The sequence below is a fragment of the Streptomyces sp. YKOK-I1 genome (assembly GCF_054660435.1).
Window position 1 is genome coordinate 225716 of sequence record NZ_BAAGDR010000001.1, and the last position, 21679, is coordinate 247394.

21 protein-coding genes and 2 pseudogenes are annotated in these 21679 nt (G+C 69.9%); 11 read left to right on the top strand and 12 right to left on the bottom strand.

Annotated elements, in window-relative coordinates; all coding sequences use genetic code 11:
• Positions 1 to 27: 27 nt before the first annotated feature.
• The 3 genes from ACYQ8Q_RS01080 to ACYQ8Q_RS01090 all read left to right on the top strand — a co-directional run bounded on the left by ACYQ8Q_RS01080 (position 28) and on the right by ACYQ8Q_RS01090 (position 5473).
• Complete coding sequence (locus ACYQ8Q_RS01080) at positions 28 to 1422, top strand: cation:proton antiporter (protein ID WP_460060849.1); 1395 nt, start codon at positions 28 to 30, stop codon at positions 1420 to 1422.
• Between the two features lie 66 nt (positions 1423 to 1488).
• Complete coding sequence (locus ACYQ8Q_RS01085; protein ID WP_460060851.1) at positions 1489 to 2421, top strand: hypothetical protein; 933 nt, start codon at positions 1489 to 1491, stop codon at positions 2419 to 2421.
• Positions 2422 to 3253: 832 nt separating this feature from the next.
• Entirely contained in the window at positions 3254 to 5473 is a 2220-nt protein-coding gene (locus ACYQ8Q_RS01090) for a hypothetical protein (protein WP_460060852.1), read from the top strand.
• A gap of 141 nt (positions 5474 to 5614) precedes the next feature.
• On the opposite strand, the gene ACYQ8Q_RS01095 is transcribed toward ACYQ8Q_RS01090, so the two are convergent.
• Positions 5615 to 5854: an acyl-CoA-like ligand-binding transcription factor gene (locus tag ACYQ8Q_RS01095; protein ID WP_460060855.1), complete on the bottom strand. Its 240-nt coding sequence runs from the start codon at positions 5852 to 5854 to the stop codon at positions 5615 to 5617.
• On the opposite strand from ACYQ8Q_RS01095, the gene ACYQ8Q_RS01100 reads away from it, so the two are divergent.
• The gene (locus ACYQ8Q_RS01100) at positions 5853 to 6284 is read left to right on the top strand and encodes a hypothetical protein (RefSeq protein ID WP_460060857.1); all 432 of its coding nucleotides are present in this window, start codon (positions 5853 to 5855) and stop codon (positions 6282 to 6284) included. The genes ACYQ8Q_RS01095 and ACYQ8Q_RS01100 overlap by 2 nt on opposite strands.
• Positions 6285 to 6484: 200 nt before the next feature.
• Here the strand turns inward: ACYQ8Q_RS01100 and ACYQ8Q_RS01105 are convergent, their stop codons facing one another.
• The 4 genes and pseudogenes from ACYQ8Q_RS01105 to ACYQ8Q_RS01120 form a co-directional block, all read right to left on the bottom strand.
• Complete coding sequence (locus tag ACYQ8Q_RS01105) at positions 6485 to 7201, bottom strand: DUF2238 domain-containing protein (RefSeq protein WP_460060859.1); 717 nt, start codon at positions 7199 to 7201, stop codon at positions 6485 to 6487.
• A 286-nt stretch (positions 7202 to 7487) separates the two neighbouring features.
• Positions 7488 to 8504 carry a glycoside hydrolase family 53 protein gene (locus tag ACYQ8Q_RS01110; RefSeq protein ID WP_460060861.1) on the bottom strand — a complete coding sequence of 339 codons (1017 nt, stop codon included), beginning with the start codon at positions 8502 to 8504 and terminating at the stop codon, positions 7488 to 7490.
• A gap of 629 nt (positions 8505 to 9133) precedes the next feature.
• Positions 9134 to 9445: a helix-turn-helix domain-containing protein gene (locus tag ACYQ8Q_RS01115; protein WP_460073124.1), complete on the bottom strand. Its 312-nt coding sequence runs from the start codon at positions 9443 to 9445 to the stop codon at positions 9134 to 9136.
• Between the two features lie 76 nt (positions 9446 to 9521).
• Positions 9522 to 9680, bottom strand: a pseudogene (locus ACYQ8Q_RS01120) (cupin domain-containing protein); the annotation flags it as partial.
• 2 nt (positions 9681 to 9682) lie between these two features.
• Here ACYQ8Q_RS01120 and ACYQ8Q_RS01125 point away from each other — a divergent pair.
• A complete protein-coding gene (locus ACYQ8Q_RS01125; RefSeq protein WP_460060863.1) occupies positions 9683 to 9937 on the top strand; it encodes a DUF4242 domain-containing protein in 255 nt (84 codons plus the stop codon).
• 229 nt (positions 9938 to 10166) lie between these two features.
• Here the strand turns inward: ACYQ8Q_RS01125 and ACYQ8Q_RS01130 are convergent, their stop codons facing one another.
• From ACYQ8Q_RS01130 to ACYQ8Q_RS01140, 3 genes are read right to left on the bottom strand one after another with little or no spacing between them, the layout of a single operon-like run.
• Positions 10167 to 10865, bottom strand: a complete 699-nt coding sequence (locus ACYQ8Q_RS01130) for an alpha/beta hydrolase (RefSeq protein WP_460060864.1) — start codon at positions 10863 to 10865, stop codon at positions 10167 to 10169.
• 55 nt (positions 10866 to 10920) lie between these two features.
• A complete protein-coding gene (locus ACYQ8Q_RS01135; protein WP_460060866.1) occupies positions 10921 to 11178 on the bottom strand; it encodes a hypothetical protein in 258 nt (85 codons plus the stop codon).
• On the bottom strand, positions 11175 to 12002 hold the full coding sequence (locus ACYQ8Q_RS01140; RefSeq protein WP_460060868.1) for a maleylpyruvate isomerase family mycothiol-dependent enzyme: 828 nt from the start codon (positions 12000 to 12002) through the stop codon (positions 11175 to 11177). The genes ACYQ8Q_RS01135 and ACYQ8Q_RS01140 overlap by 4 nt, the downstream gene beginning before the upstream one ends.
• Positions 12003 to 12303: 301 nt before the next feature.
• On the opposite strand from ACYQ8Q_RS01140, the gene ACYQ8Q_RS01145 reads away from it, so the two are divergent.
• The 3 genes and pseudogenes from ACYQ8Q_RS01145 to ACYQ8Q_RS01155 all read left to right on the top strand — a co-directional run.
• Positions 12304 to 12789 carry a TetR/AcrR family transcriptional regulator gene (locus ACYQ8Q_RS01145; protein WP_460060870.1) on the top strand — a complete coding sequence of 162 codons (486 nt, stop codon included), beginning with the start codon at positions 12304 to 12306 and terminating at the stop codon, positions 12787 to 12789.
• 1 nt (position 12790) lies between these two features.
• Entirely contained in the window at positions 12791 to 13156 is a 366-nt protein-coding gene (locus ACYQ8Q_RS01150; protein ID WP_460060873.1) for a hypothetical protein, read from the top strand.
• Between the two features lie 279 nt (positions 13157 to 13435).
• Positions 13436 to 13579, top strand: a pseudogene (locus ACYQ8Q_RS01155) (IS982 family transposase); the annotation flags it as partial.
• Positions 13580 to 13762: 183 nt separating this feature from the next.
• On the opposite strand, the gene ACYQ8Q_RS01160 reads toward ACYQ8Q_RS01155, so the two are convergent.
• The 4 genes from ACYQ8Q_RS01160 to ACYQ8Q_RS01175 all read right to left on the bottom strand — a co-directional run bounded on the left by ACYQ8Q_RS01160 (position 13763) and on the right by ACYQ8Q_RS01175 (position 17471).
• Positions 13763 to 14548 carry a hypothetical protein gene (locus ACYQ8Q_RS01160; protein ID WP_460060875.1) on the bottom strand — a complete coding sequence of 262 codons (786 nt, stop codon included), beginning with the start codon at positions 14546 to 14548 and terminating at the stop codon, positions 13763 to 13765.
• A gap of 502 nt (positions 14549 to 15050) precedes the next feature.
• Entirely contained in the window at positions 15051 to 15740 is a 690-nt protein-coding gene (locus tag ACYQ8Q_RS01165) for a polysaccharide deacetylase family protein (RefSeq protein WP_460060878.1), read from the bottom strand.
• Positions 15737 to 16411 (bottom strand): glycoside hydrolase family 11 protein, encoded by a 675-nt coding sequence (locus ACYQ8Q_RS01170; RefSeq protein WP_460060880.1) that lies wholly within the window; start codon positions 16409 to 16411, stop codon positions 15737 to 15739. Before ACYQ8Q_RS01170 ends, ACYQ8Q_RS01165 begins: the two co-directional genes overlap by 4 nt.
• A gap of 421 nt (positions 16412 to 16832) precedes the next feature.
• Positions 16833 to 17471 carry a TetR/AcrR family transcriptional regulator gene (locus tag ACYQ8Q_RS01175; protein WP_460060883.1) on the bottom strand — a complete coding sequence of 213 codons (639 nt, stop codon included), beginning with the start codon at positions 17469 to 17471 and terminating at the stop codon, positions 16833 to 16835.
• 139 nt (positions 17472 to 17610) lie between these two features.
• Between ACYQ8Q_RS01175 and ACYQ8Q_RS01180 the strand changes: the two genes are divergently transcribed.
• The 3 genes from ACYQ8Q_RS01180 (at position 17611) to ACYQ8Q_RS01190 (ending at position 21661) form a co-directional block, all read left to right on the top strand.
• On the top strand, positions 17611 to 19965 hold the full coding sequence (locus ACYQ8Q_RS01180; RefSeq protein WP_460060886.1) for an MMPL family transporter: 2355 nt from the start codon (positions 17611 to 17613) through the stop codon (positions 19963 to 19965).
• Positions 19966 to 20253: 288 nt separating this feature from the next.
• Positions 20254 to 20658, top strand: coding sequence for a hypothetical protein (locus ACYQ8Q_RS01185; RefSeq protein ID WP_460060888.1), 405 nt, complete (start codon positions 20254 to 20256; stop codon positions 20656 to 20658).
• A 145-nt stretch (positions 20659 to 20803) separates the two neighbouring features.
• Positions 20804 to 21661, top strand: coding sequence for a hypothetical protein (locus ACYQ8Q_RS01190; protein WP_460060891.1), 858 nt, complete (start codon positions 20804 to 20806; stop codon positions 21659 to 21661).
• Positions 21662 to 21679: the final 18 nt, after the last annotated feature.

Below are 21679 nucleotides of genomic sequence, written 5' to 3' on the forward strand. Positions count from 1 at the left end.
GTGATCACCCAAGGAGGCGGGTCCACGATGCCCGACGACTCGACGACCGCCGCGGTTCTCGCCGCGCTCGGCGTGGCCGCGTTCGCGTGCGCGCTGTTCGGTGCAGGGGCACGTGCGCTGCGGCAGCCCCCGGTGATCGGACAGATCCTGGCCGGGATCGCGCTCGGCCCGAGCCTGCTCGGCCGGCTGCCCGGCGATCCGACCGCGAGGCTCTTCCCGGCGCACGTCCTGCCGTACCTCGGCATGCTCGGGCAGGTCGCGGTGACGGTGTTCATGTTCTCCGTCGGACACGAACTGACCGCGCACCGCCGCCAAGCGGCCGGTCCCGCCGTAGCCGGGGTCGCGATCGGCGCCCTTGTGGTGCCGATGGGCCTCGGTGCGGCCATGGCCGTGCTGGGGCGCGCCGGGTTCAGCGCCGCCGGAGAACCGCATGCCGGCAGCGGCACCTTCGTCCTCTTCATGGCGGTGGCCGTCTCCATCACCGCGCTGCCGGTGCTCGCCGCGATCGTCCGGGACCGGGCTCTCGACGGCACGCGCGCGGGTACCGTGGCGCTGGCCTCGTCGGGCCTGATGGACGTGCTGGCCTGGCTCGCCCTCGCGGCGATCACGCTCGGCGCCGTGTCCACCGGCGGGCAGCGGGCAGGGGTACAGCGGGTGGGCCTGCGGCTCGTCCTGCTGCTCGTGCTCGCCGCGGCGCTGCTCGGCGTCGTCAGGCCCCTGCTGGGCCGTTGGATGCGCGACTCCGCCGCGACGCCCTATCAGCTACCCGTCGCGTTCGCCCTCGCCGCGGGTGCGGCGGCAGCGACCACCGCCCTCGGACTGCACGCGGTCTTCGGCGGTCTGCTCGCGGGTGCCGCCATGCCCCACCCGGATCCAACCTCCTCCGCTCCAAGCTCCGGTCCAGGCTCCGGCCCAAGCTCTGATCGCCCCGCCCTTCCCTTCCTGACCGCCTCCGTCCACGCGGTCGAATCCCTGCTCCTCCCGCTGTTCTTCATCACCACCGGCCTCGCCCTCGACGTCGGATCGCTGCGCCTCGGCGACTTCGTGCTCCTCGCGGTGGTCTGCGCCGTCGCCTGCACGGGCAAGCTCGGGGGCGGATACCTCGGTGCCCGCCTCGGTGGCCTGTCCCGGCAATCGAGCGCGACCGTCGCCGTCCTGCTCAACACACGTGGCCTGACCGAACTCATCGCCCTCAACCTCGGCCTGGCTTCGGGCGTCATCCACAAGCGCCTGTTCACCGTCCTGGTGCTGATGGCCGTCATCACGACGCTGATGACCAGTCCGCTCCTCAGCGCCCTCGGTCATCGCGCGAACCTTCGACGCGAGCGCGGGTCGCACCCTGTCGAGCCCGCTGCGGCCTCCACGTCCGCAGACGCGGATCCGGCCGCGGTCCGGGAGATGCAGACGGGGTCGATGTCCTGACACCGTGTAAAAGGTGTATGGTCCTCGGTAATTGAACACGTTCAATTCGGGGCGGGGGACATCGGGATGACAGAGACGTACGGGCCGCATCCGGGCCTGCAGCCGGGTCCGCAGGCGGCCGCTCCAGCGCGCGGCGGACGATGGTCGTACCTGGCGACCGGGGCGGAGCTGGCCTTCATGGCGCAGCTCGTCGTCGCGGGAGCGGTCTTCCTCGCCACCGCCGGCATGCGCGACGACCACGGCATCGGCTTCGCCGGTGGCGCCCTCACCTGGCTCCCCCGGGTGCTCCTCCTCGTGGTCCTCGCCGGGTACCTGCACTGGCTGCTGTTCACCCTGCCCGCCATGGCACTGGCCCGGCTCCTGACGGCTCCGCCGTGGGCGGCGCTGCGAGCGGCGCTCGGGGCCGCCGCGGTCACCGCGGCCCACACGGCGTGGGCCGCCTCCGTGTGGGACGTCCCGGTCGGGTGGACGGTGGCCTGGATCGCGGGCACCGGACTCCTCCCGGTGACGGCGGCCTGGTACGCGCACCACCGGTCGCTGGGGTGGAGCGCGATGGCGGCCCGGATCGGCGCTGTCACCGGAGCGGCCCTGCTCCTCACCGTGGTCGGCGGGTGCCTCCAGCAATGGACCCACTGGCACGCCTACGAGCCGCCCCGGCTCGACCGGAGCGCGTACGTCGGGGACTGGTACGGCGGCGGTGGCGCGTACCGGCTGCGACTGGACGAGAACGGCGAGGCCGAGGGCATCAACCTGCCGTTGGTCGACGAGAACGCCGGGCCGTGGGACTCCTGCGACGGCACCGGGACGTGGACCTTCGCGCCGCAGCCCGAGGCCGGCCGCCCGGCCCACGGCGGACCGCGGGACCGCATCACGCTCACGATCCAGGGCTGCGGCGCCCTCCGCGACTGGCAGGCGGCCGGCACGGCCGACCGGCCGCAACTGTTCGTCGTCAAGGGAGACCCTGACACCCCCTCGGTCGTCACCCTGCACCGCCCCTGAGCCGGTCTTTCCACCTCGGCCGCCAGCCTCGGTCCAGGCTGCGACCACGAGGTGACGGCAGCTCATGGACAGTGAGCCGTTCCAGAACACGGCCCCCGGGTCTGCCCAGCCGCGGGAGACGCCCGCGACGGCGTCGAGCAGGAACACGGCGGACACCCTGCCGTTCAGGCCCGGGGCTTACGACCCGGCAGGGCGCGTCCTCGCTCCCGCCCTGGCACACGCCACTAATCGCAATAGCAAATATCAATGTGGGGACCAAGGGCTGGCGCACTGTCTAATTGACAACTCAACCAGCGGATTTGCGGCGCCAGATGTCGCCCATGGCCCGGTTGACATCGTCGCGGGTGCGACGCTTACTGGAATCAGGGGCGTTCCGCGGGTGGAGATCAACACGGCTCCCGAAAGCCCCGGCGGCACAGCGAATGCGCCGGGCCCCGACTGCGCCCGTGACGGCACAGTCCCCGTCACACGTGGCGGACCCGCCCTTCCCGGTCCGGGGTCCTCTGGCGAGGTCCGTGAGCAGACGCGGAGGCAGGTCCGTGAGGGCCTGGAGGACTCCGGGATCGCCTCGTACGTCGCGCCGGTCGGTCGCCTGGCGGACGTCGGCCCGCCGATCCCCCACGAGGACGTCATGACGATCGGCGACATCCCGGCCGACAGCGAGTCGCCAACGAGCCCCGGGCGGTCAGTGAGTTCGACGGGCAGGAACCGTACGCGACGCCCGGCGTCCACGCCGGGGGCGACCACGTGCCGTACAGCTTCACGACGCTCGCAGCGCTCCACAGAGGGCTTCCTCGCCGCCGGTCTCACCACGCACAAGGAGGTAGAACCCATGTCGATCATGTTGGATCCCACAACGCTGGACGGGGTGGTGCGGCCGGCCAGGAGGAACGATCTCGAAGGGCTGACGCTGCCCCACAGGACGGAGCAGGGCGGCGCCGCGGAGGCCGTGCTCGTGGAGCCGGAGGCCGAGGACATGGTCCAGCTCAGGGCTCGCGTGGCGCGACTCGAAGCGCAGGCCGTGTCGCGGTCGGCCGATCAGGCCGCAGCGACCATGGTCAGCGGGCGCTTCCGCAGCGCGGGAGCCGAAACACAGCTCGATCTACGAGTGGACGTGGACGGCCCGCGGCCGCTGATGCGGATCAGCGGAGACTTCTTCCAGACCAGCGGGGCGACCACCAACTACGTCGGTTCCTTCGTCGTGGAGACACTCACCGTCGCCGTCACCGAAGGTCTGGTGAAGCTCGCCGGACGGGGGAAGTTCAGTTTCCCCGTCCTGTCCCCGCAGGTGGAGGTGAGCATCGTCCGGGGTACGGCCGCGGGACCCACCCCGGGCGAAGCCACGGTGCAGTTCTCCACCGACGGCGCAAGCCCCAGCGCGAGTTACCTGTGCGCGTTCGTCTCCCCGCACTTCCGCAGCGTCCAGCTCGAACAGGACTCCGTGGCGGGGACCGTCCCGTTCGTCCTGTACGACACCGGGTCCCTGCCGCAGCCTCCGTCGAGCACGGCACGTGTCCTGACCGTGCCGGCCGCGTACGCGGAGGCGGGGATCGAGGTGCAGATCGCCGGGGCTCCCGACGTCGTCGCCGTCGGTGCCGCGGGAACCGACGCACGGTGGGACGACGCGGAGTTGCACAACGCCATGGTCAACCACTTCAGCCTCTGGCGGAACGCCCTTCGGTGGCAGGTATGGCAGCTGGTGGCCACGTCGTACGTCGACGACGACACCCGGGGCATCATGTTCGATCACGGCGGGGCCTTTCAGAGACAGGGCTGTGCGGTGTTCCACGACGCGATCAAGGGCGAGGACCCGGCCGACCAGCGTGCGCAGTTGCGCACGTACGTTCACGAGCTCGGTCACGCCTTCAACCTGATGCACTCGTGGCAGAAGGACGGGGCCGTACCGCCTCAACCGCTCGGGCCCAACGGCGGTTACGGGGACCTGTCCTGGATGAACTACGCGCAGCGATTCCAGCCCCCGCCACCGGCGCCGGGTGGCCGGGCCGCCTACTGGGCCGCGTTCCCCTTCCAGTTCACCGACAGTGAACTCGTGCATCTGCGGCACGGCTTCTACCGGGACGTGGTCATGGGCGGCAACCCGTTCGGTGTCGGTGCGGCCGAGGTCGACGCGGACCTCTTCGACGACGCCGTCGTCGACAACTCCGGCCTCGCCCTGGAACTGCGGTCCAGCGGAAGGTTCCGGTTCGGCGAACCGGTCGTCGTGGAGATCAAACTGGCAAGCACCGATCTGCGCGGACGCAGCACACATGGTCGACTGCACCCCAAGGACGGATTCGTGACCGTCGCCATCCGCACCCCTTCCGGCGAGACCAGGACCTACCGGCCGCCGCTGATCCGCTGCGCGGACCATGCAGACCGGACGGTCCTGGACGCCGACCGGCCGGCGGTCTACGAGAGCGCCTACGTCGGTTACGGCAAGGACGGCTTCTACTTCCAGCAACCCGGTCAGTACCACCTGCGGGCGCAGTACCACGCGTCGGACGGCTCCCGGGTGTTCTCCCCCGTCCACCGGCTCACGGTCCGCAGGCCGCTGACCGAGGCCGACGAGGATGTCGCCGAGCTGATGATGTCCGGCGACGAGCAGGGCACGCTCTTCTCCCTGCTCGGCTCCCGCGCCGAGAGTCTCGAGTCCGGAAACCAGGCCCTCGACCAGGTGCTGGACCAGTACCCCGAGCACCCGCTCGCCGTCTATGCGCGCATGGTCAAGGGCTTCGGCGTCTCCAGGGACTTCAAGAACCTCACCCCCGGCAAGGAGCTCCGCATCCATCACGCCAACACCGAGGAGGGCATCAGGCAGCTCAGCACGGTGGTGGAACTGTCCGCCGGTGACGAGGGCGTCGACAACATCACTCTCGGCCAGGTGATGCGGCGGCTGGCACTGGTGGAGGCCAAAGCGGGCAATCCGCAACGGGCGACAGAGGTGATGGACGAGATGACGCAGATCTTCGACCGCAAGAACCTCAAGCCCCACGTCATGCGGGACATCCGGTCGGAGGCCGAACGGACCAAGGAAGAGATCACCCGCCGGTAGCCATGTCCCGCCCCTCCCCCTCCGACAGCCCGGGCGGCGGTCAGCGGCCGTCGCCCTGCGCATGATCCTGCGCGCGGCGACCGGCCCGCAAGGAGGGAACGCGCGACCGTCGGAACAGCGCTGGGGAGCAGTTCCAGTGCCTCAGGGGGTCGGTGCGGCGCCTTCGAGGGAGGCCAGGCCGGCTTCGATCTGCGATTCCGGGTCGTCCGGGCTGCTGCGGGTGCGCTGGGCCAGTGCCTCGGCTGCGGCCGTGACGAGCCGGTCGGTCATGTCCCGGTGGTAGGCCCTGAGCGAGGGCGTGGACCTGGCCAGTGCGCCGAAGCGCCTGATCATGGCAGCGGCCTGGTGGGGGTCGTCCTGGGCAGCGATCCACGAAGTCATGGCTCGCAACTCGTCGGAGAGGATCCGCAACGCCGCCTCGGCCCACCGAGCAGTCCGTGTCGCCCAGTCCGGCGTGCAGGGCGGCCAGCGTGGACTCGCCCTGGTGCAGGATGAGCGATTCCTTGGTGGGGAAGTAGAGATGTTCCTGGAGCGCGGATTCGACGGCGTCCGCGTATCGGAGATCGCCCAGGCCTGCGGAGTCTCGGGCACCAAGGTCTGGCACGCCGTCACCGACCCTGGGCTCGTACAGCTGTGGACCGCGACCGGAGCCGGCGCACGCCCGGAAGGATTCACCACCACCGTCGGCGCGCAGTTCCAGTTCATCGCCAAGCCCAGGCCCGGCTGGAGCGGCATCGTCGACTGCGTCGTGCTGGAGGTGGACCAGCCCCGGCTGCTGCGATTACTCGTGGACCGACCACGGCGGCGGTGAGACCGCCGAGGTTGCCTACCGCATCGAACCTCACGGCTCAGGAACGCGCTTCACCTACGACCACACCGGCTTCACGGGTACGGGCGGGCTCCTGATGACCCGGATCCTGGGGCACGTGCGGCGGAAGATGCTGCGCAACGGCCTGCCCGCCGTGCTGAACGATCTGGACGAGGACGGCAGACTCCGCCCCGGAAGCACGCTCAGGCCGATGAGGAACCGGCCGGATTCAAGGTCGTACGAGCAAGGCGGGTGAGGCTGCGGTCGTGTACGCGGCTGAGGACCAGCAGCGAGCATGTGGCGCCGATCAGGGCGCAGAACATGTCCCACTGGGTGTCCCACACGTCACCCTGGGTGGCGAGGAACGCGTCGGCGGCCTGTCCGCCCGTCACGGCCGCCGCCCACTCCAGCATCTCGAAGACCGCGCTGAAGGCGAGGCAGGCGCAGACAGTGAGCGGGGGAAGCCAACGGCTGCCGCGCAGGGGCGAGGTGCGGATGAGGAGTTCCCGGATCAGGATCGCCGGGACGAAGCCCTGCGTGAGGTGGCCGAGGCGGTCGTAGGGGTTGCGCTCCAGTCCGAGCCAGTCGCGCACCCAGTCACCCGCAGGCACCTCCGCGTAGGTGTAGTGCCCGCCCACGACGAGGACCAGGGCGTGCGCCGCCAGCAGGCAGCACAACAGGTTGCTGAGCGGGAACCGCTTGCGCAGCAGGAACGCCAGCGGCAGACCCACCATCACCCACACCGTCTCCAGCACCCAGGTGGTGGGGTCCTTGGCACCCCACGCCGACGCCATCAGCGCGACCCCGACACCGGCCGCGAGGACGGCGGGCAGCCGACGGCGTGCGCGTCGGGGGCTCGTCCGTGCGGCGTCCGACGGGGCGTCCGGCGACGGGCTGGCGAACGTGTGCAGTGCGGACATTGCTGGCTCCTGGTGTCTGAGGTGGCACCATCCTCGGACGGGTCGTGATGCGGCGGCATGAGTACGTCTACTCATCGCGCCATGAGGCGTGCAGAGAAATACCTACGCCGCTGCGCCTCGGGCGGGTGACTCGTCTTCACTTCGACCGACTGCTCCAGGAGTCCCCCGCCGGGGTTCCTGCGCCGGCCCTGGCTCCGCAGGGCCTCCGTCGCGGGCGCCGGCGGACCTGAGCCTGCGCGCATACGGAGCTGTCGGCATGCGAGGGGCAGTCCCCGCCGGGGCGGGGTCAGGAGCGATAGTGGCCCAGGGTGCGCAGCCCGGGCAGCGCCTTGTCGTCGAAGTCGAACAGGGCGAGGTTCTCCCACGCGTTGCCCGACGTCGGGTCCTCCGGGTTCCAGCCGCTGCCGGCGCGGTACGTCCACACGCCTTCCCAGTAGCAGTAGCCCAGCCCCTTGCCGTCGGGGACGGCGGCCGCCAGGTCGGCCACCGCGCGCAGCCATGCGGCCTGCCCTTCGGGCGTGGCCGGGTAGCCCGCGGTGAGCTGCGAGGGGCTGTTCATGATGTCGTTGGTCTCGTCTTCGCTGCTCAGCGAGAACGGGTAGGCGGTCTCGGCGATCACGCAGGGCTTGCCGTAACGGGCGGTGATGTCGGCCATGTTGGCAGCGGCCTGGTCCAGGGAGCCGTGCCAGAAGGGATAGTAGGACAGGCCGATGACGTCGAAGTCGACGCCGTAGGACACGGCGTTGTCGAACCACCAGCGGTACAGGCCGTTGTCGCCGCCGTTGGCCAGGTGGAGGATGGTGCGGATGCGCGGGGTGGTGTCGCGTGCGGCGCGCAGGCCGGCCTTGAGGAAGGCGGCCAGGTTGTCCCAGTGGTCCCAGTTGCCGGTCGGCCAGAGCATCCCGCCGTTGAGTTCGTTGCCGATCTGCACCAGGTCGGCGGGCGTGCCCTGGCGCTTGAGGGCGCCGAGGACGTCAGCGGTGTGGTCGTAGACGGCCCTGGTCAGGCCCGCCACGTCCAGGTCGGCCCAGGCAGCCGGCTTGGTCTGGTGCGCCGGGTCGGCCCAGCTGTCCGAGTAGTGGAAGTCGATCCAGAGGCGGATGCCCGCCCGCTTCAGGCGGCGGGCCAGGGGCAGAATGTGCTTCTTGTTGTTGTAGTCGTCTGCCGGGTCCACCCAGACCTTCAGCCGGGCGTGGGTGATGCCCGCCTTGGCGAGGATGTGGACCGGGTCGTCGAGTCGGCCGTCGGCGCGGCGGTAGACAGCGCCGTGGTCCTCGTTCTTCGGCAACGAGGAGATGTCCATCGCACGGATGGGGAGGCAGCGAGGCGAGGGACTGTCCGTCGTGGTGCTCGCCAAGGCCGGTGCGGCGCTCATGGTCGGTACTGCCAGCGCGGTGGCACCGGCTGCGGTGAGAATCGTGCGTCTGCGCATCTCAGGGGTCCTTTCTCAGGGGCGACTCGGAGAGGGGACGGGGGTTTGTACGGCGGCGTACTGCTGCGCCACCCGGTCGGATCTGCCATCGGCACCCGTCGGCGAGCCGTGGCAGGTGTGGTTCACGAAAGAAACGGAAGGCGCCCGGCTCGTCATCCTCCACGAGGCTCAGGCGGGTGGACCTGCCGCGGGACGTCGGTGGGGCACCGGCCGTAACCCCCGGCCAGCTGGTCGGCGACCTTCGCGGCCGACGCCCGTCTTCCCCGTCGGCTCGATGCCCTCCTGCCGTAGCCCGCGCTGCCGCTGCTCGGACTTCACGTCACCCCACATGCGCGCGGCAGTGGTCGAACGGGGAGGAAGGCATGTCTTGCTCCGGGGGGATCGGCGGGTTGGCGCCAACCAAATCCGTGAACGTACACAGTCCGGGTCGTCGGTTGACACCTTTGATCTAGAGGTAGATAACCCGAGGCGCGATCTGCTGGCAAGAGGAAGAACGAACTTCACTGTGAACGCTCACAGCGCCCGCGGGGTTGAGGCGCCAGGGTCACTGCCCTTGCTTGCCTGTGGCAGCACCGGCGAAGGACTCGGGGAGCCGGGATCAGGGCGGCTCCGGCCGGCACGCTCGCGTACCCGACCCTGTGCGCCACGGCGGCCACCGAATGCTCTGTGGTGACGAGCAGGTTCTCGGCCAGGTAGCGGATCGGTGAGCGGCCGAGGACCTGGCGGAAGCGCTCGTCCAGTGTGGAGCGGGACACCGCGACGGCGGCGGCGAGCTGCTGAACGGTCCAGTGGTGGCCCGGCGCGGCATGCATGCGCGCCAGCACCGGGGCGAGGATTCGCCGTCCGGTCGGTGCCCGGCACCGGGGAACCGGATGTCAGGGCGTAGTCGATGCTCGACCGGATCCACGTCGCCGCCGGCCCCTCGGGCAGGCGCATCACGAAGAGGGGCGGCAGCGCCGTGAGGGCAGGGTTGAACAGCGGATGGTCACTGTGCAGATAGCCGCACACGATGTCGGTACGTCCGCCGCCCGCGCCATGACGCAGCAACCATGGCGCTGTACCTCGACGTCCACACGATCAGCGGTGGCGTCACCGCGGCAGACGCGGCAATGGCTCACAGGGCGGACCTGGAGACGCAGGACAGGTTCGGGGTCCGCTATCTGCGCTACTGGGTCAACGAACCGGAGGGAAAGGTCTTCTGCCTCATCGAGGCCCCCTCTGCGGAGACCGCCGGCGCGGTGCACCAGGAGGCGCACGGCCTGCTCGCCGACGACATCTTCCCCGTTCAGGAGGGCGACGACTGAGAACCGCCTGCCGGGACAGTGCGAGCCGGCCGGGTGCAATACGTCGCGGGACTCGCCGCCCGGACCTGGAGCTGCGCGGCGTACTCCAGGTGCCGGACGGGTCGTGGGCGGGCCCATGTCGGCAATGCGAGTGGGAGGAGTCAGCCCGGCTGTCGTGTGGGCCTGGGCGGCGCCGACGCGGCTTCTACTCATGTGGGTTGAGACCTCGGACGCCTTCCCCGACAGCGCGTCAACGAGCAGGCGTGCCCCCTTCACCTGGCTGGCGCCAGGTATTGACGGCGAGCAGTTCCCGCAGAAGTTCGACGACGAGATCCGGCTGTCCTACGAACGGTGAGTGGCCCGTCTGCCACTCGCGCGTGTCGGTGCAGCGCGAGGCCATCTTCCGCTGCAGGCCCGGGTCGATGGCCCGGTCCTGGGCGCAGACGACGTAGGTGGAGGAAGTGCGCTTCCAGCTGTGGTGCTCCGGGATGCCTCGCCCGCAGCCGGGGGCTTGCGTACGCAGGAGGCCCGCCGCCCAGGCGGCGAGAGGTTCGGGACAGTCGCCGTAGAGGGTGCCGACGGCCCGGTCGGCGTCCAGGCTGGTCGAGCCGTCGGGCTCAGGGGTGATCGCATCCCGCAGCTGAAGGGACGCGCCACCCAGAGCGGCGGCGCTCTCGCCCGCGTCCGGCACGAAGGCCGCCAGATAGACCAGGTGTCCCGCCCCGCGCACCCCGGTGATCACTGACCCGCCGTAGGAGTGACCGAGCACGGTCGGAGGCTCCGGCAGCGAGTCGATGACGGCCTGGACCGCGGCTGTGTCAGCGGGCAACGAGCCCCGGTGGAGCTCGGGAACGACGACCTCGATTCCAGCTGTCCGTAAGCGTTGTGCTACCGGAGCGAAGTGTCCGGGACGGTGATACAGGCCATGAACGAGCACTACGGCGGCCAATGCGTACGCCTCCTCGGGTCGGGTCGGGTCGGGTCGGAGGAGTGATCCAGGGCGGTCAGCCGTATCGCCGCAGCAGTCCGTCCACGGACGCCTCCGTCCGTTCTGCCAGTACTACGGACGTCAGATCGTCCCGCCCCAGGTCGCGCCAAGGCCAGGCGGCCTCGCCTCGTCGGGGCGGTAGGTCCACGACATGGCTGATCCGCAGCCCCGGCAGAGGGCGGCCTTCGTACGGCGGCGGATTGCGGCGGATCACGTCCAGGGCCCGCCCCCGCAGGGGGCCGTCCGCGGTCCGGACACGCTCTGTCCGTGTCAAGGCGCGATGAACAGAGTCGGGAAGCGGGGCGCGAACCAGGGTTTGCGTCCCCAGGCCAGGACTCGTCCCTGCCCGATGGCTCGCCATGGGTTGAGACGGCCCAGCGCTATGAGGAGGAAGGCCACGGGCTCGATCAGGATGGTGCAGTCCGGTCGTTCCAGCGGTGTCGCGGACACCCGCACGGCGCCGTCGGCCAGGCTGACGCCGAACGCCGCGCCGCCCCGCAGCCGGATGGCGTAGCGGACGGCCAGATCCGCGATGGCGACGGTGTCGACGACGCGTGGCATGACCGCGAGCATGAACGGCATGCACAGCCCGACCCGGTCACGGTCGATCATGTGCGGGCGCTTCAGTGCACGAGCAAGGTCGTAGCCGTGGCCCAGCATGTGCGTCAGCAGGTAGGACGCGAGAACTTGCCGGTCCATCGGGCCAAGCGGTGTCATGAGCACCGGGTGAGTAGTGCTCTCGTCCTTCGCGGCCCGTTCCACGGCGTCGAGGAACAGGTCGGCCTGCGCTGTGATCATCGACGCCAGCGGCTGTGCGCCGCGTTGCGCGAACGCGCCAAGGGCCTGCGCGTTGGCAGCGGCCAGACTCTGCGGCGTACCGTCCCCGTAGGAGCTTTCGTGCCCAGCCGCGAGGTCGGCCATCAGCTCATTGGCCAGTGCCAGATGGGCGGCCGCCTCTCCGACCGTCCATTCCGAATCCGGTACGGGGGCGGTTGTGTCGCGTGCGCTGCTCAACAGCACGGCGATGTCCTCGGCGGTCTCCCGTATCGCTCGTGCGAGGGCGTCGGGTAGCGGCCCGCGAATGTCCTGCTCCGCCATTGGCTGCACGTTGCCTCTTCTCTCCCGTCCGCCGCGTCTCTCGCGTATGCGGCGCGCCGAACCCAATCAGACTCGGGGGCGTCCGACAAGCCTGGGCGTCCGCTGTGCGGTCCGGCCTCAGGGTGCGGTCGGATGGTTGCCGGCGGATGGGCGGTGCCGGTGCTGACCATGGCGCGGGCTGGATGGGTGAGTCCGATGTGTGTGCTGCTCGCGGCCACAGCGAATGCCGTCCTCCCTGCGCCTCCCGTAAAAGAACGCTCGTTCTTGACCGATCATTCTTTTATCGCATACGTTCATGGGCATGGGACGACCACGCGCCTTCGACACCGATCAGGCCGTCAGTACCGCGGCCGCCCTCTTCGCCACCCATGGCTACGAGGGCACCTCGGTGGACGACCTGGTCACAGCCACAGGCATCCACCGAGGCAGTCTCTACAAGGTCTTCGGCTCCAAACGGGGCCTGCATCTGACCGCCTTGCGCAACCACCTCGACCACGAAATCCACCCGACCAGCGCCGCCATCGCCACCCTCACCGACCCCGCGCAGGCACTGGCAGCAGCCATTGCCTCCTACGACAACGGCCCGGCCGCCGGCCTTCTCCTCCTTGCCGCCGCCGAACGCGCCCCCCATGACCCACAGGTTGCCGCGCTGGTCGCGGAAGGCATCACCGCGCTGGAGGACGCCCTGCGCCCGACCCACGGTGACGCAGCCCGTCAACTCGCCTCCACCGTCCTCGGCGCCCGCCTGCGCCTGCGCGCCCAGCCGCCCTCTCCCAAGGAGCACTGACATGGCCCTGATCTCCGTCGACCGCGAACGCGGCCTGCTGACCGCCGAATTCCAGGGCCTCGACAAGCTCTGGACGTTCAAGAGCCGCCTGGAAATCCCCCTCACCCACGTCCGGGGCGCCACCCACGACCCCGGCATCGCCCGCGAACCGAAGGGCATCCGCGTCGGTGGCACCCACTTCCCCGGTGTCATCACCGCCGGCCGCTTCCGCCGTGACGGTGAACGACTCTTCTGGGACGTGAAGAACCCGGACAAGGCGGTCGTCATCGAACTCGCCGACGCCGAGACCTACGACCGCCTCGTCATCGAGGTCGACGATCCCCGCGCCACCGTGGCCCTCATCGAACAGACCATCGCGCGCGGCTGAACAGTGACTTCCGGCTATGACGCCCTTCTGGGGCCCTGTACACGCTCATCGACAACCATGCGCCGCCTCGTCGCCGGATCCGGTCGACCGCCAGGCTGACGGACGCGGAACCGCTGCGCCCACGCCCGACTGCGGCATTTGTTCCCCTATCGGCTCTGTCCGCAGTTTCGTGAGCCCGTTCAGAAGGACCGGTAAATCCCCTCAGGATCATGTCGGCCTGCATGGTTGTGCGGTCAATGGATCCTTCTCCTCGCGGTTCACATGCCGCGTTCACGGCGTCGGCTCGGCGAGCGAGAGGTGCGGACCGTGGCACTGGAACCCGATCATCACCTGATCTGGGCCGGGCAGGTGATCCTGGCTGACAAGGGCTTCGCCGGGCGGGAGTTCGAAGGATTCGTCACCGACCGGCTCGGAGCTCACCTTGGAGCAGCGCGGATGTCGCACCCCAGCCGGGTGTTCCGACACCACCGTCGACGCACAACAGCCCCGTGCCCCGTCCGACATGGAACTGCAAGCCGAATCCGGTCCGCGACCCGAGCAACATGGCAGCCTTTCCAGCCTTGGCGCGGCGGTGGAGCGGCAACAGGGATGACGGCCCACTGGAACTCAGTCGTCGTTTCCGGTGTTCTCACTCGGCAGGAACGTCTGGCGGGCCCAGAGGCTCAGCAGAGCCATCCCTCCGACCAGCACCGGCACCGGATCACCGGCGGGAGGCGCCAACACGTATCCCAGCGCGGTGACCGTGCAGACCGTAAAGGGAATGAACGCTGCCGCACTCTCCATCCCCCACCGCAACGTCGGCTGAGCGGTGCCCAGAACCTTCGCCCCACCGGGCACCCAAGGGCCGGCGGCGACCACCAGCAGGCCCACGGTGTTGCAGATGCCCGCCAGCTGACAGGACATCGCCTCGGGGCTGTGCGGGCCGACCGTCCACAGGCGCAGGGTGTCGCCGGTCAGCATGAGGGACAACCCGACGATCCCCACCCACAGGGTGGCTCTCCGGTCGCTCCGTACGAGACGGCGCAGGGCGAACAGAAAACTGAGGAACAAGACCTCCGCGGCCCAAAGGACGCCCACCATCCCCGTGCCCAGTCGCCAGCCACCACTGGCGCCCCGCAGCAGCACCCATCCCGTCATGAACACGGCCCCTGCCGTGACGACCCCGTCAAGCACGCGCCGCAGCAACACCCTCCGGCCCGTTCCGGCATCGGCCGCGACCACCAGACCCGCCATCCCCAGGCCGACCGCCAGCGTCACTCCGAAGACCACCACCGAACCGAGCAGCGACGGCTCGTCCGGTGCCGACCCCGTCGGCTGGGACGACAGCACGTTGACCGCCTCCCGGTACACACCCCCGGCCACCGCCGAACCCCCCAACAACAGCAGCCGCATCCGTACCCGTCCAGCGGCCCCCCACGCACGGAGCACCAGGGAGACCGCCAACCCCCAGCACCCGGCGGTCGGCCCGAAGGCCACTGTCCATGCCGCCACGTTCCCGGCCGCCCATGTCCTGCTGAATGCCAGCGCTGTTGCGACGAGGCAGGCCACACCCGCCGCGCCCCAGGCCCATGCCCCGGTCCGGCGGCAGCGGCCCGCCCAGCCCCTGAGCACGTCCGGAGACTTTCCCAACCCCGACATCAGGTGCGCCTTTCCCCCTGTCCCCCCGCCCGCCGGGCCTGCAGCTCCCGGATCCAATCAGAGACGGTAGGAGACTCACCACCTGTCCCGACCTCAATGATCGGGTCATTCACCCGTACTGCGTAAGGAAAAAGAGATCACCGGCCCTCGGCCCAGCGGTGCGGGGAGGGTGGAGGCCGACGGTCCGTCGGCCGTGCCGGTGCGGGCCGGCCCCCACCCTTTCAGGGCAGCGCGTAGATGGCCCCTGGTCGGCGGCTCAGGGTGCCACCGCGCGGCCCGTCTGCGGAGAGATCACGCCGGAGCAGAGGCCGCGCGCGGCCAGCCCCTGCGCAATGCGCGGGATCGCGGCGAGCGAGTTGGCGGCCCAGTCGTGCATGAGGATGACCTGACCGTTGGTGAGCCGCCCTGCGGCCTGCACGATCGCATCCGTACTGGCGCCGTTCCAGTCCTGGGAGTCCACGTTCCAGAGGATCTCGGTCAGCCCGTACCTGGCTTCCACCGCCCTGACCGTCGCGTTGGTCTCGCCGTACGGCGGCCGCACCAGTTGCGGCGTGCCGCCGCCCGCCGCCGCGACGGCCTGCTGGGTGCGGAGGATCTCCGAGTCGATCTGCGCCTGAGTGAGCTGGGTGAGATGGGGGTGCGTGTAGCTGTGGTTGCCGACCTGCATGCCGGCCGCGACCTGTGCCCTGACCTGGGCGGGGTAGGCGGCGGCGTACCGGCCCTCGTTGAACATGGTCGCCCGCAGCCCGTTGCGCTGGAGCGCGCTCAGCAGGGCGGGGGTGTTCCCGGACGGGCCGTCGTCGAAGGTGAGTCCGACGTATCCGGCGCAGGCGGCGGCCCGGGCCGGCGCGGCCTGGACGGTGAGGGTGCCGGCGGCGGCCAGGGCCAGGGCGGCCAGGGTGGTCGTCAGGCGGCGAGCGCTCGGGTGCGTGCCGGCCGGGCTCATGCCGCCACCGTGATGGTGGAGCTCCCGCTGCTCTGATAGCCCTCGGTCGCGAGGATCATGTAGTACTTGAGGGTGCCGAGGGGCATTCCGGCGCGGGCCCAGGCGTCGAAGTGGTTGCCGGTGGTGATGGCGCCGCCGGTCCGCTTCGACTGCCGTACGCTCCAGTACTGGTTGAAGGTCCTGGTGCCTTCGACGGACGGCGCGTTGTACCGCGTCGTCTGGTAGATGTCGTAGGTGCCGCCGTCACTGGTCACGGCCCCCTTGTACGTGCCGGTCGGCCGGTAGGTGCCCCAGTTGTCGACGATGTAGTACTCGACGAGCGGGTTGGACGACCATCCGTAGAGGGCGAGATAGCCGTTGCCGGACGGGCTGAAGGAGCCGGAGTACGTCACGGTCCTGCGGGAGCCCGTGCTCCAGCCCTTGCCGGCGACGAAGTTCCCGGTGTTGCGCCAGCTCGTGCTGTAGGTGCCGCCGGAGTCCAGGGTCATGGAGACCGTGCCCTGCGCGTCGGTCCAGAACGAGTAGGAGAAGCCGTTGTTGGTGCCGGTCTGGTTCGCGGTGATGACGGTGGCCGCGCGGGCGGTGCCGGGCAGGACCAGCGTCGACGCGGCGCCCAGCAGTAAGGCGCATGCGGTCCTGCGGGAGGTGGGGTGTGCGGGTACGGCGTGCATGCGGGGGTTCCTCCTCCTTCTGAGGCCTGAACGAGTTCCGCAGTGTTGACCCGCCCTCGTCAACTGTCAATAGTTTCGGCCTCTACTCCGAAATGTTTCGAAGCCTTACAACGCAGATTGAGACAGAACTCACCCTCGGGAACCGAGAAGGTCGCGAGCGGATCCGAGAGGTGAGGCTTCGAATGTTTCGAAGACCTTCCGGAGTGATCGGTCGTCCTGATCAGTCCGCGATCAGTCCGCGATCAGTCCGTGCCGATGGTCGGCCGCACAGGCGGCCTTCCGAGCGCCTTCTCTCGCAGGGGCGAGCACCAGGTGTGCGCCCTGGCCTCCGGCCTCGGGGCGCCTGCAAGCGGCCCGGTCGCTCGCCGGTCATGCGCCCGGCGAGCGCAACACCGTTGAAAAGGTGACGGGTTGACCGAGGTCAGGTGCGCGTGGCCTTGCTGACCGCGGTGCGCAGGTCGCTCTCCCCGGGAAGCAGCGGCGGCAGGGGCGTGGCGTTGGCAGGGTTGAGCGAGTCGAACAGCAGGGCGACATAGCGGGCGCGCAGCGAGGGTGCCGCGCCGGGGAGGGCGAGGCCGGCGACGGCCATGACGAGGAAGTGCGGGATATCCTCGGCGGTGATGTCGGAGCGGATCTCTCCGGCCTGCTGTGCGCGGACCAGGAGCGGACCGAGTGAGGCGCTGAAGCGCTGGAGGACGTCCACGGCGACGTCGGCGAAGTTGCCGGCGAAGGTGACCAGCCCCCGCTCCTGGGTGATCAGTTCGAGCAGTCGCGCGGCGATGTCCTGCAGGGCCCGGCGAGAGTCCGGGGCATCGGCGGCGCGTTCGACGAGCGGGAGCAGATCGGTGTCCAGGATGTCCTCGAGCACGGCCCGGACGATGGCCTCCCGGTTGGGGAAGTGGCGGTAGAGCGTGGCGATGCCCACGCCCGCTTCCGCCGCGATCTGCTCCAGGGACGCCTCGCCCCTGCCGAGCACGGTCCGACCCGCGGCAGTGATGCGCTCGACGCTCGCACGGGCATCGACTCGGCGCCGTGGAGCGCGATCGTTCGTGGGTGCCATCCGTGACTCCTCCCGCCCCGCGACCTCACCGGGATGATAGTACGCTACCGAATTGATAGTGCACTATCGTTTTGATAGAACCCTCTCAGTTTTCGACGTGCTCTCGGCTGCCAGGCCGACGGGAGATGGGGAGAGTTCTGTGTCCGTTCTGCTGTACCGGCTGGGAAGGTTCGCCTACGGCAAACCCTGGTATGTCATCGGCGGCTGGCTGGCCGTACTGGCGTCCGTCCTGGCGCTCCTGGTGGTCTATCCCGTGCAGCTCAGCAGCGAGGTGCGGATCGACGGCACCCCGGCCCAGAAGGTCATCGACGATCTGGCCACCTCGCTCCCCGAGGCGTCAGGCGGCCAGGGCATGCTGCTCTTCAACGCACCGGACGGCGTCCGGATCGATGACGAGAAGCATCGAACCGCCCTGCTGGCGGCGGTGGACGCCGTCTACCGCCACGACCACGTCATCGACACCCGCGAGGTCCTGGCCCGGGAAGTCGCCAAGGGCGGGAAGAGTCCCCTGCTGAGCGCCCAAGCGGCGGTGGCCCGTGCCGCCGGCCTGCTGGACTCCGACCGGACACCCGTCCCCTTGCAGGTCGGCGGCCGGCCGGTGCCGGGAGTGATCGTCTCCGCCGACGGCTCGACGGCGTTGATGCAGTTCCAGTTCGACGAGCAGACCTTCGCGCTTCCCTCCGGGACGATCAGCAGCACCGTCCGGGTCGCCGAGCGGCAGGCCTCGCGCGGCGGACTCGAGGTCCTGCCGTCCGCGGCCATGATGGAGATCCCCGAGATCGTCGGAGTCGGAGAGATCGTCGGCGTGGCCGTCGCGGCCGTCGTCCTGTTGATCACTCTGGGGTCGGTCGTGGCGGCCGGCCTGCCCCTGGCCATCGCCCTCGTCGGGGTCACGGCAGGAGTGGGCGGCGCTTTCACCCTCTCCTCCGTGTTCGAGATCCACTCGCTCGCCGCGGTACTGGCGCTGATGCTGGGCCTCGCCGTCGGCATCGACTACGCCCTGTTCATCGTCAACCGGGAACGCCGGCTGATCCTGGACGACGGCCTGGACGCGCACGAGGCGACCGGCCGCGCCGTCGGCACCGCCGGCAGTGCCGTCTTCTTCGCCGGCAGCACCGTCGTCATCGCCTTGGCGGGACTCCTGGTCGTCCGGATCACCCTGCTCACCACGATGGCCCTCGTCGCGGCCTCCACGATCGCGATCGCCGTCCTTCTCGCCCTGACCCTGCTGCCCGCACTGCTGGGTCTGGTCAAGGAACGCGTCTGCCCCGCCCGGATCCGGCACCGGGTCCAACCGCAGCGATCCGGCACCGGCCACGGCCGAGCCGTCCGTTGGGGAGCGCGGCTGACCCGCCACAGGTACGCCGCCCTCGCGGCCTCGGTCCTCATCCCCGTGATCCTGGCGGTACCCGCCGCCGACATGAGACTGGGCCTGCCCTCCGGCGCCGGCTACAACCCCGACACCGGGCAGCGGCGCAGCTACGAGCTGGTCAGCGACGCCTACGGACCGGGCTACAACGGGCCGCTCCTGATCGCCGTGCACTCCACCACGAGCGGAGCGCCCCTCACCCCCACCGCCCTCGCCGCGGTGACCTCGAACCTGCGAGCCGTCGAGGGCACCACCTCGATCTCGCTGGCCGGGATGAACACGACCGGCACCACGGCCATCCTCAGCCTCGTCCCCGGCAGCGGCCCCAACGACGAAGCGACCAAGGACCTCGTCACCGCCCTCCGGGACAAGAGCGCGCCGATCAGCAGGGTCCACGGCGTGGTCATCGGCGTCACGGGTTTCACCGCTCTCGCGGTCGACGTCTCCGACCGGCTCGCCGACGCCCTGCCCATCTACCTGACGACCGTCCTGGGGCTCTCCCTGATCGTCCTGCTCCTGGTCTTCCGCTCCCTCATGGTCCCGGTGACAGCCACCCTCGGGTTCCTGCTGAGCATCGCCGCCACCTTCGGCCTCACCACAGCCGTCTTCCAGTGGGGATGGCTGCAGGGCCTGATCGGACTCGACGCCACCGCACCGGTCGTGAGCCTGCTGCCCATCATCATCACCGGCGTCCTCTACGGGCTCGCCATGGACTATCAGATGTTCCTCGTGACCTCCATACGCGAAGCCCATGTCCATGGTGCGACCGCGCGGGACGCCACCGTCACCGGCTTCGCCCGCGCGAGCTCCGTCGTCCTGGCGGCGGCCACCATCATGGTCTCCGTCTTCGCCGGGTTCGTCTTCAACGCCCAGCCCATGATCAAGCAGGCCGGCTTCGCGCTGGCCGTCGGAATCCTCATCGACGCCTTCGTCATCCGTATGACACTCATCCCGGCCACGATGGCACTCGCGCAGGAGAAAGCCTGGTGGATCCCCGCCTGGCTGGACCGACTGCTCCCCGACCTCGACGTCGAGGGCGACAGGCTCGCCCAGAAGATCCCCCCGTCCCTCCCTGCTGCCGAGCAGCCGCACACGGCGGCACGACAGGCCGGAACCACCGGCTGACCGACGCCACACAGCCGGGCGTCCCTTCCGGCACCGCCCGCGGGCTGCCCCTCGGATCCCGGCAGGTGATCCGAGGGGCGCCGCATGACATCGGCGGCACCGCCCCTGCGGCCGTCGGCGCAACCGCCCTCGTGGAGCCAGGGCGGCACACCGCCTCGGGCAGATCGAAAAGGGCTGCGTGCGTGCCCTGCGTCGACGGTCGTACGGCAGGGAGGCGACGGCATTACGTACATCGCGTATGTATTTCTACCGACGTGCCCCTGGCACCTGTGCCGTTTCCTTGCGTTCATGACGACACCGGGCGTGAAACCGCAGATGCCGAAGAACGTCAGGCTGGCGGTGGTGGGGGTATGGGTCCAGGCCGTGCTGAACCTGGCGGCGGGCGCCCTGTTGCTGGCCGTGGTGAACGACGCGGCGGACCATGGCCAGGACGAGGGGGCCGGGCCGCTCCGGTTCGTGGCGGTGCTGTCGCTGCTGATCGCGGGGGCGCTCCTGCTGTGCGGCGTTCTCGCGGGCACGCGGTCGAACGGTATTCGTGTCACGGTCATCGTCATCGAGGCCCTGAGCCTGCTGAGCGGTGTGCTGGGCCTGTTCCAGGGGGGCGGTGTCTCGGTTCTCCCGGGTATCGCCCTCGCCCTCGCCGTGCTGCGGGGCTTCAGCTCCGCGGAGGCCAGGAACTGGTTCGACCGGTGAGACACGTACCGAGGCACAGCCCCGGGCCGAAAGCACCTGACACCGACGGCGTCCTCCGCGCGTGCACCGACCTCTTCACCACATCAACAGGCCCTGCCACCCGGACGGTCCGGCAGGGCCGCCGACCTCATCATGGGGGAATCACATGCGTATACGCACTGCGGCCACCGCGCTATCCGGCGCCGTCGTCCTCTCCGCGCTCGTCCTTCCGGGCACCGCCCAGGCAGCGGAGGACCCCGGGGCGGCGACGGGTCTCACCGGCTTCGCCTCGGAGGGCGTCCAGCGCAGGGACGCGCTGGGCGGCACCACCTTCAAGGACGGTGTCGTCAACAACGGCAAGGACATCGTTCTCGGCGTCACGGGCAAGAAGGCCGTTCCCGTCACGTTCACCGCCTTCGACGCAGAAGGCGTTGCCCTCACCCAGGCCTTCCTGTGGCAGGGCACCGACAGTTCGAGCACGGACACCATCACCGGCGGCCTGGAGTCGGACGCCTACCCCACCTGCACGGAGACACCGGTCCAGGACGGCTACAGCTACCGCTGCAAGACCGTCTTCACCATCGACCCCGCGGTCGCCTTCAAGGACGGCAACGGCACCGCGGGGACCTGGAAACTCTTCCTGGGCGCCTACGACCTCTACGCGAACGCCAGTTACGACGACGACGTCGCCAGGACCAGGATCAAGCGCGCGGCCAAGCTGACCGCCGACGCCTCCCCGGAGCCGGTGCGCAAGGGCAGGACCCTCACGGTCACCGGCAAGCTGACTCGCGCCAACTGGACCACGGGCAAGTACGCGGGATACGGCACCCAGCCCGTGCAGTTGCAGTTCCGCAAGAAGGGCAGCAGCACCTACACCACCCTCAAGACGGTCAAGACCACCAGCACCGGCGCCCTGCGGACCACCACCAGGGCCGGCTCCGACGGCTACTACCGCTTCGTCTTCGCCGGCACCACGACAGCCGGCTCCGCGGCGGCGACCGGCGACTTCGTCGACGTCAGGTAGGCAGCGTCCCGGCCGAGA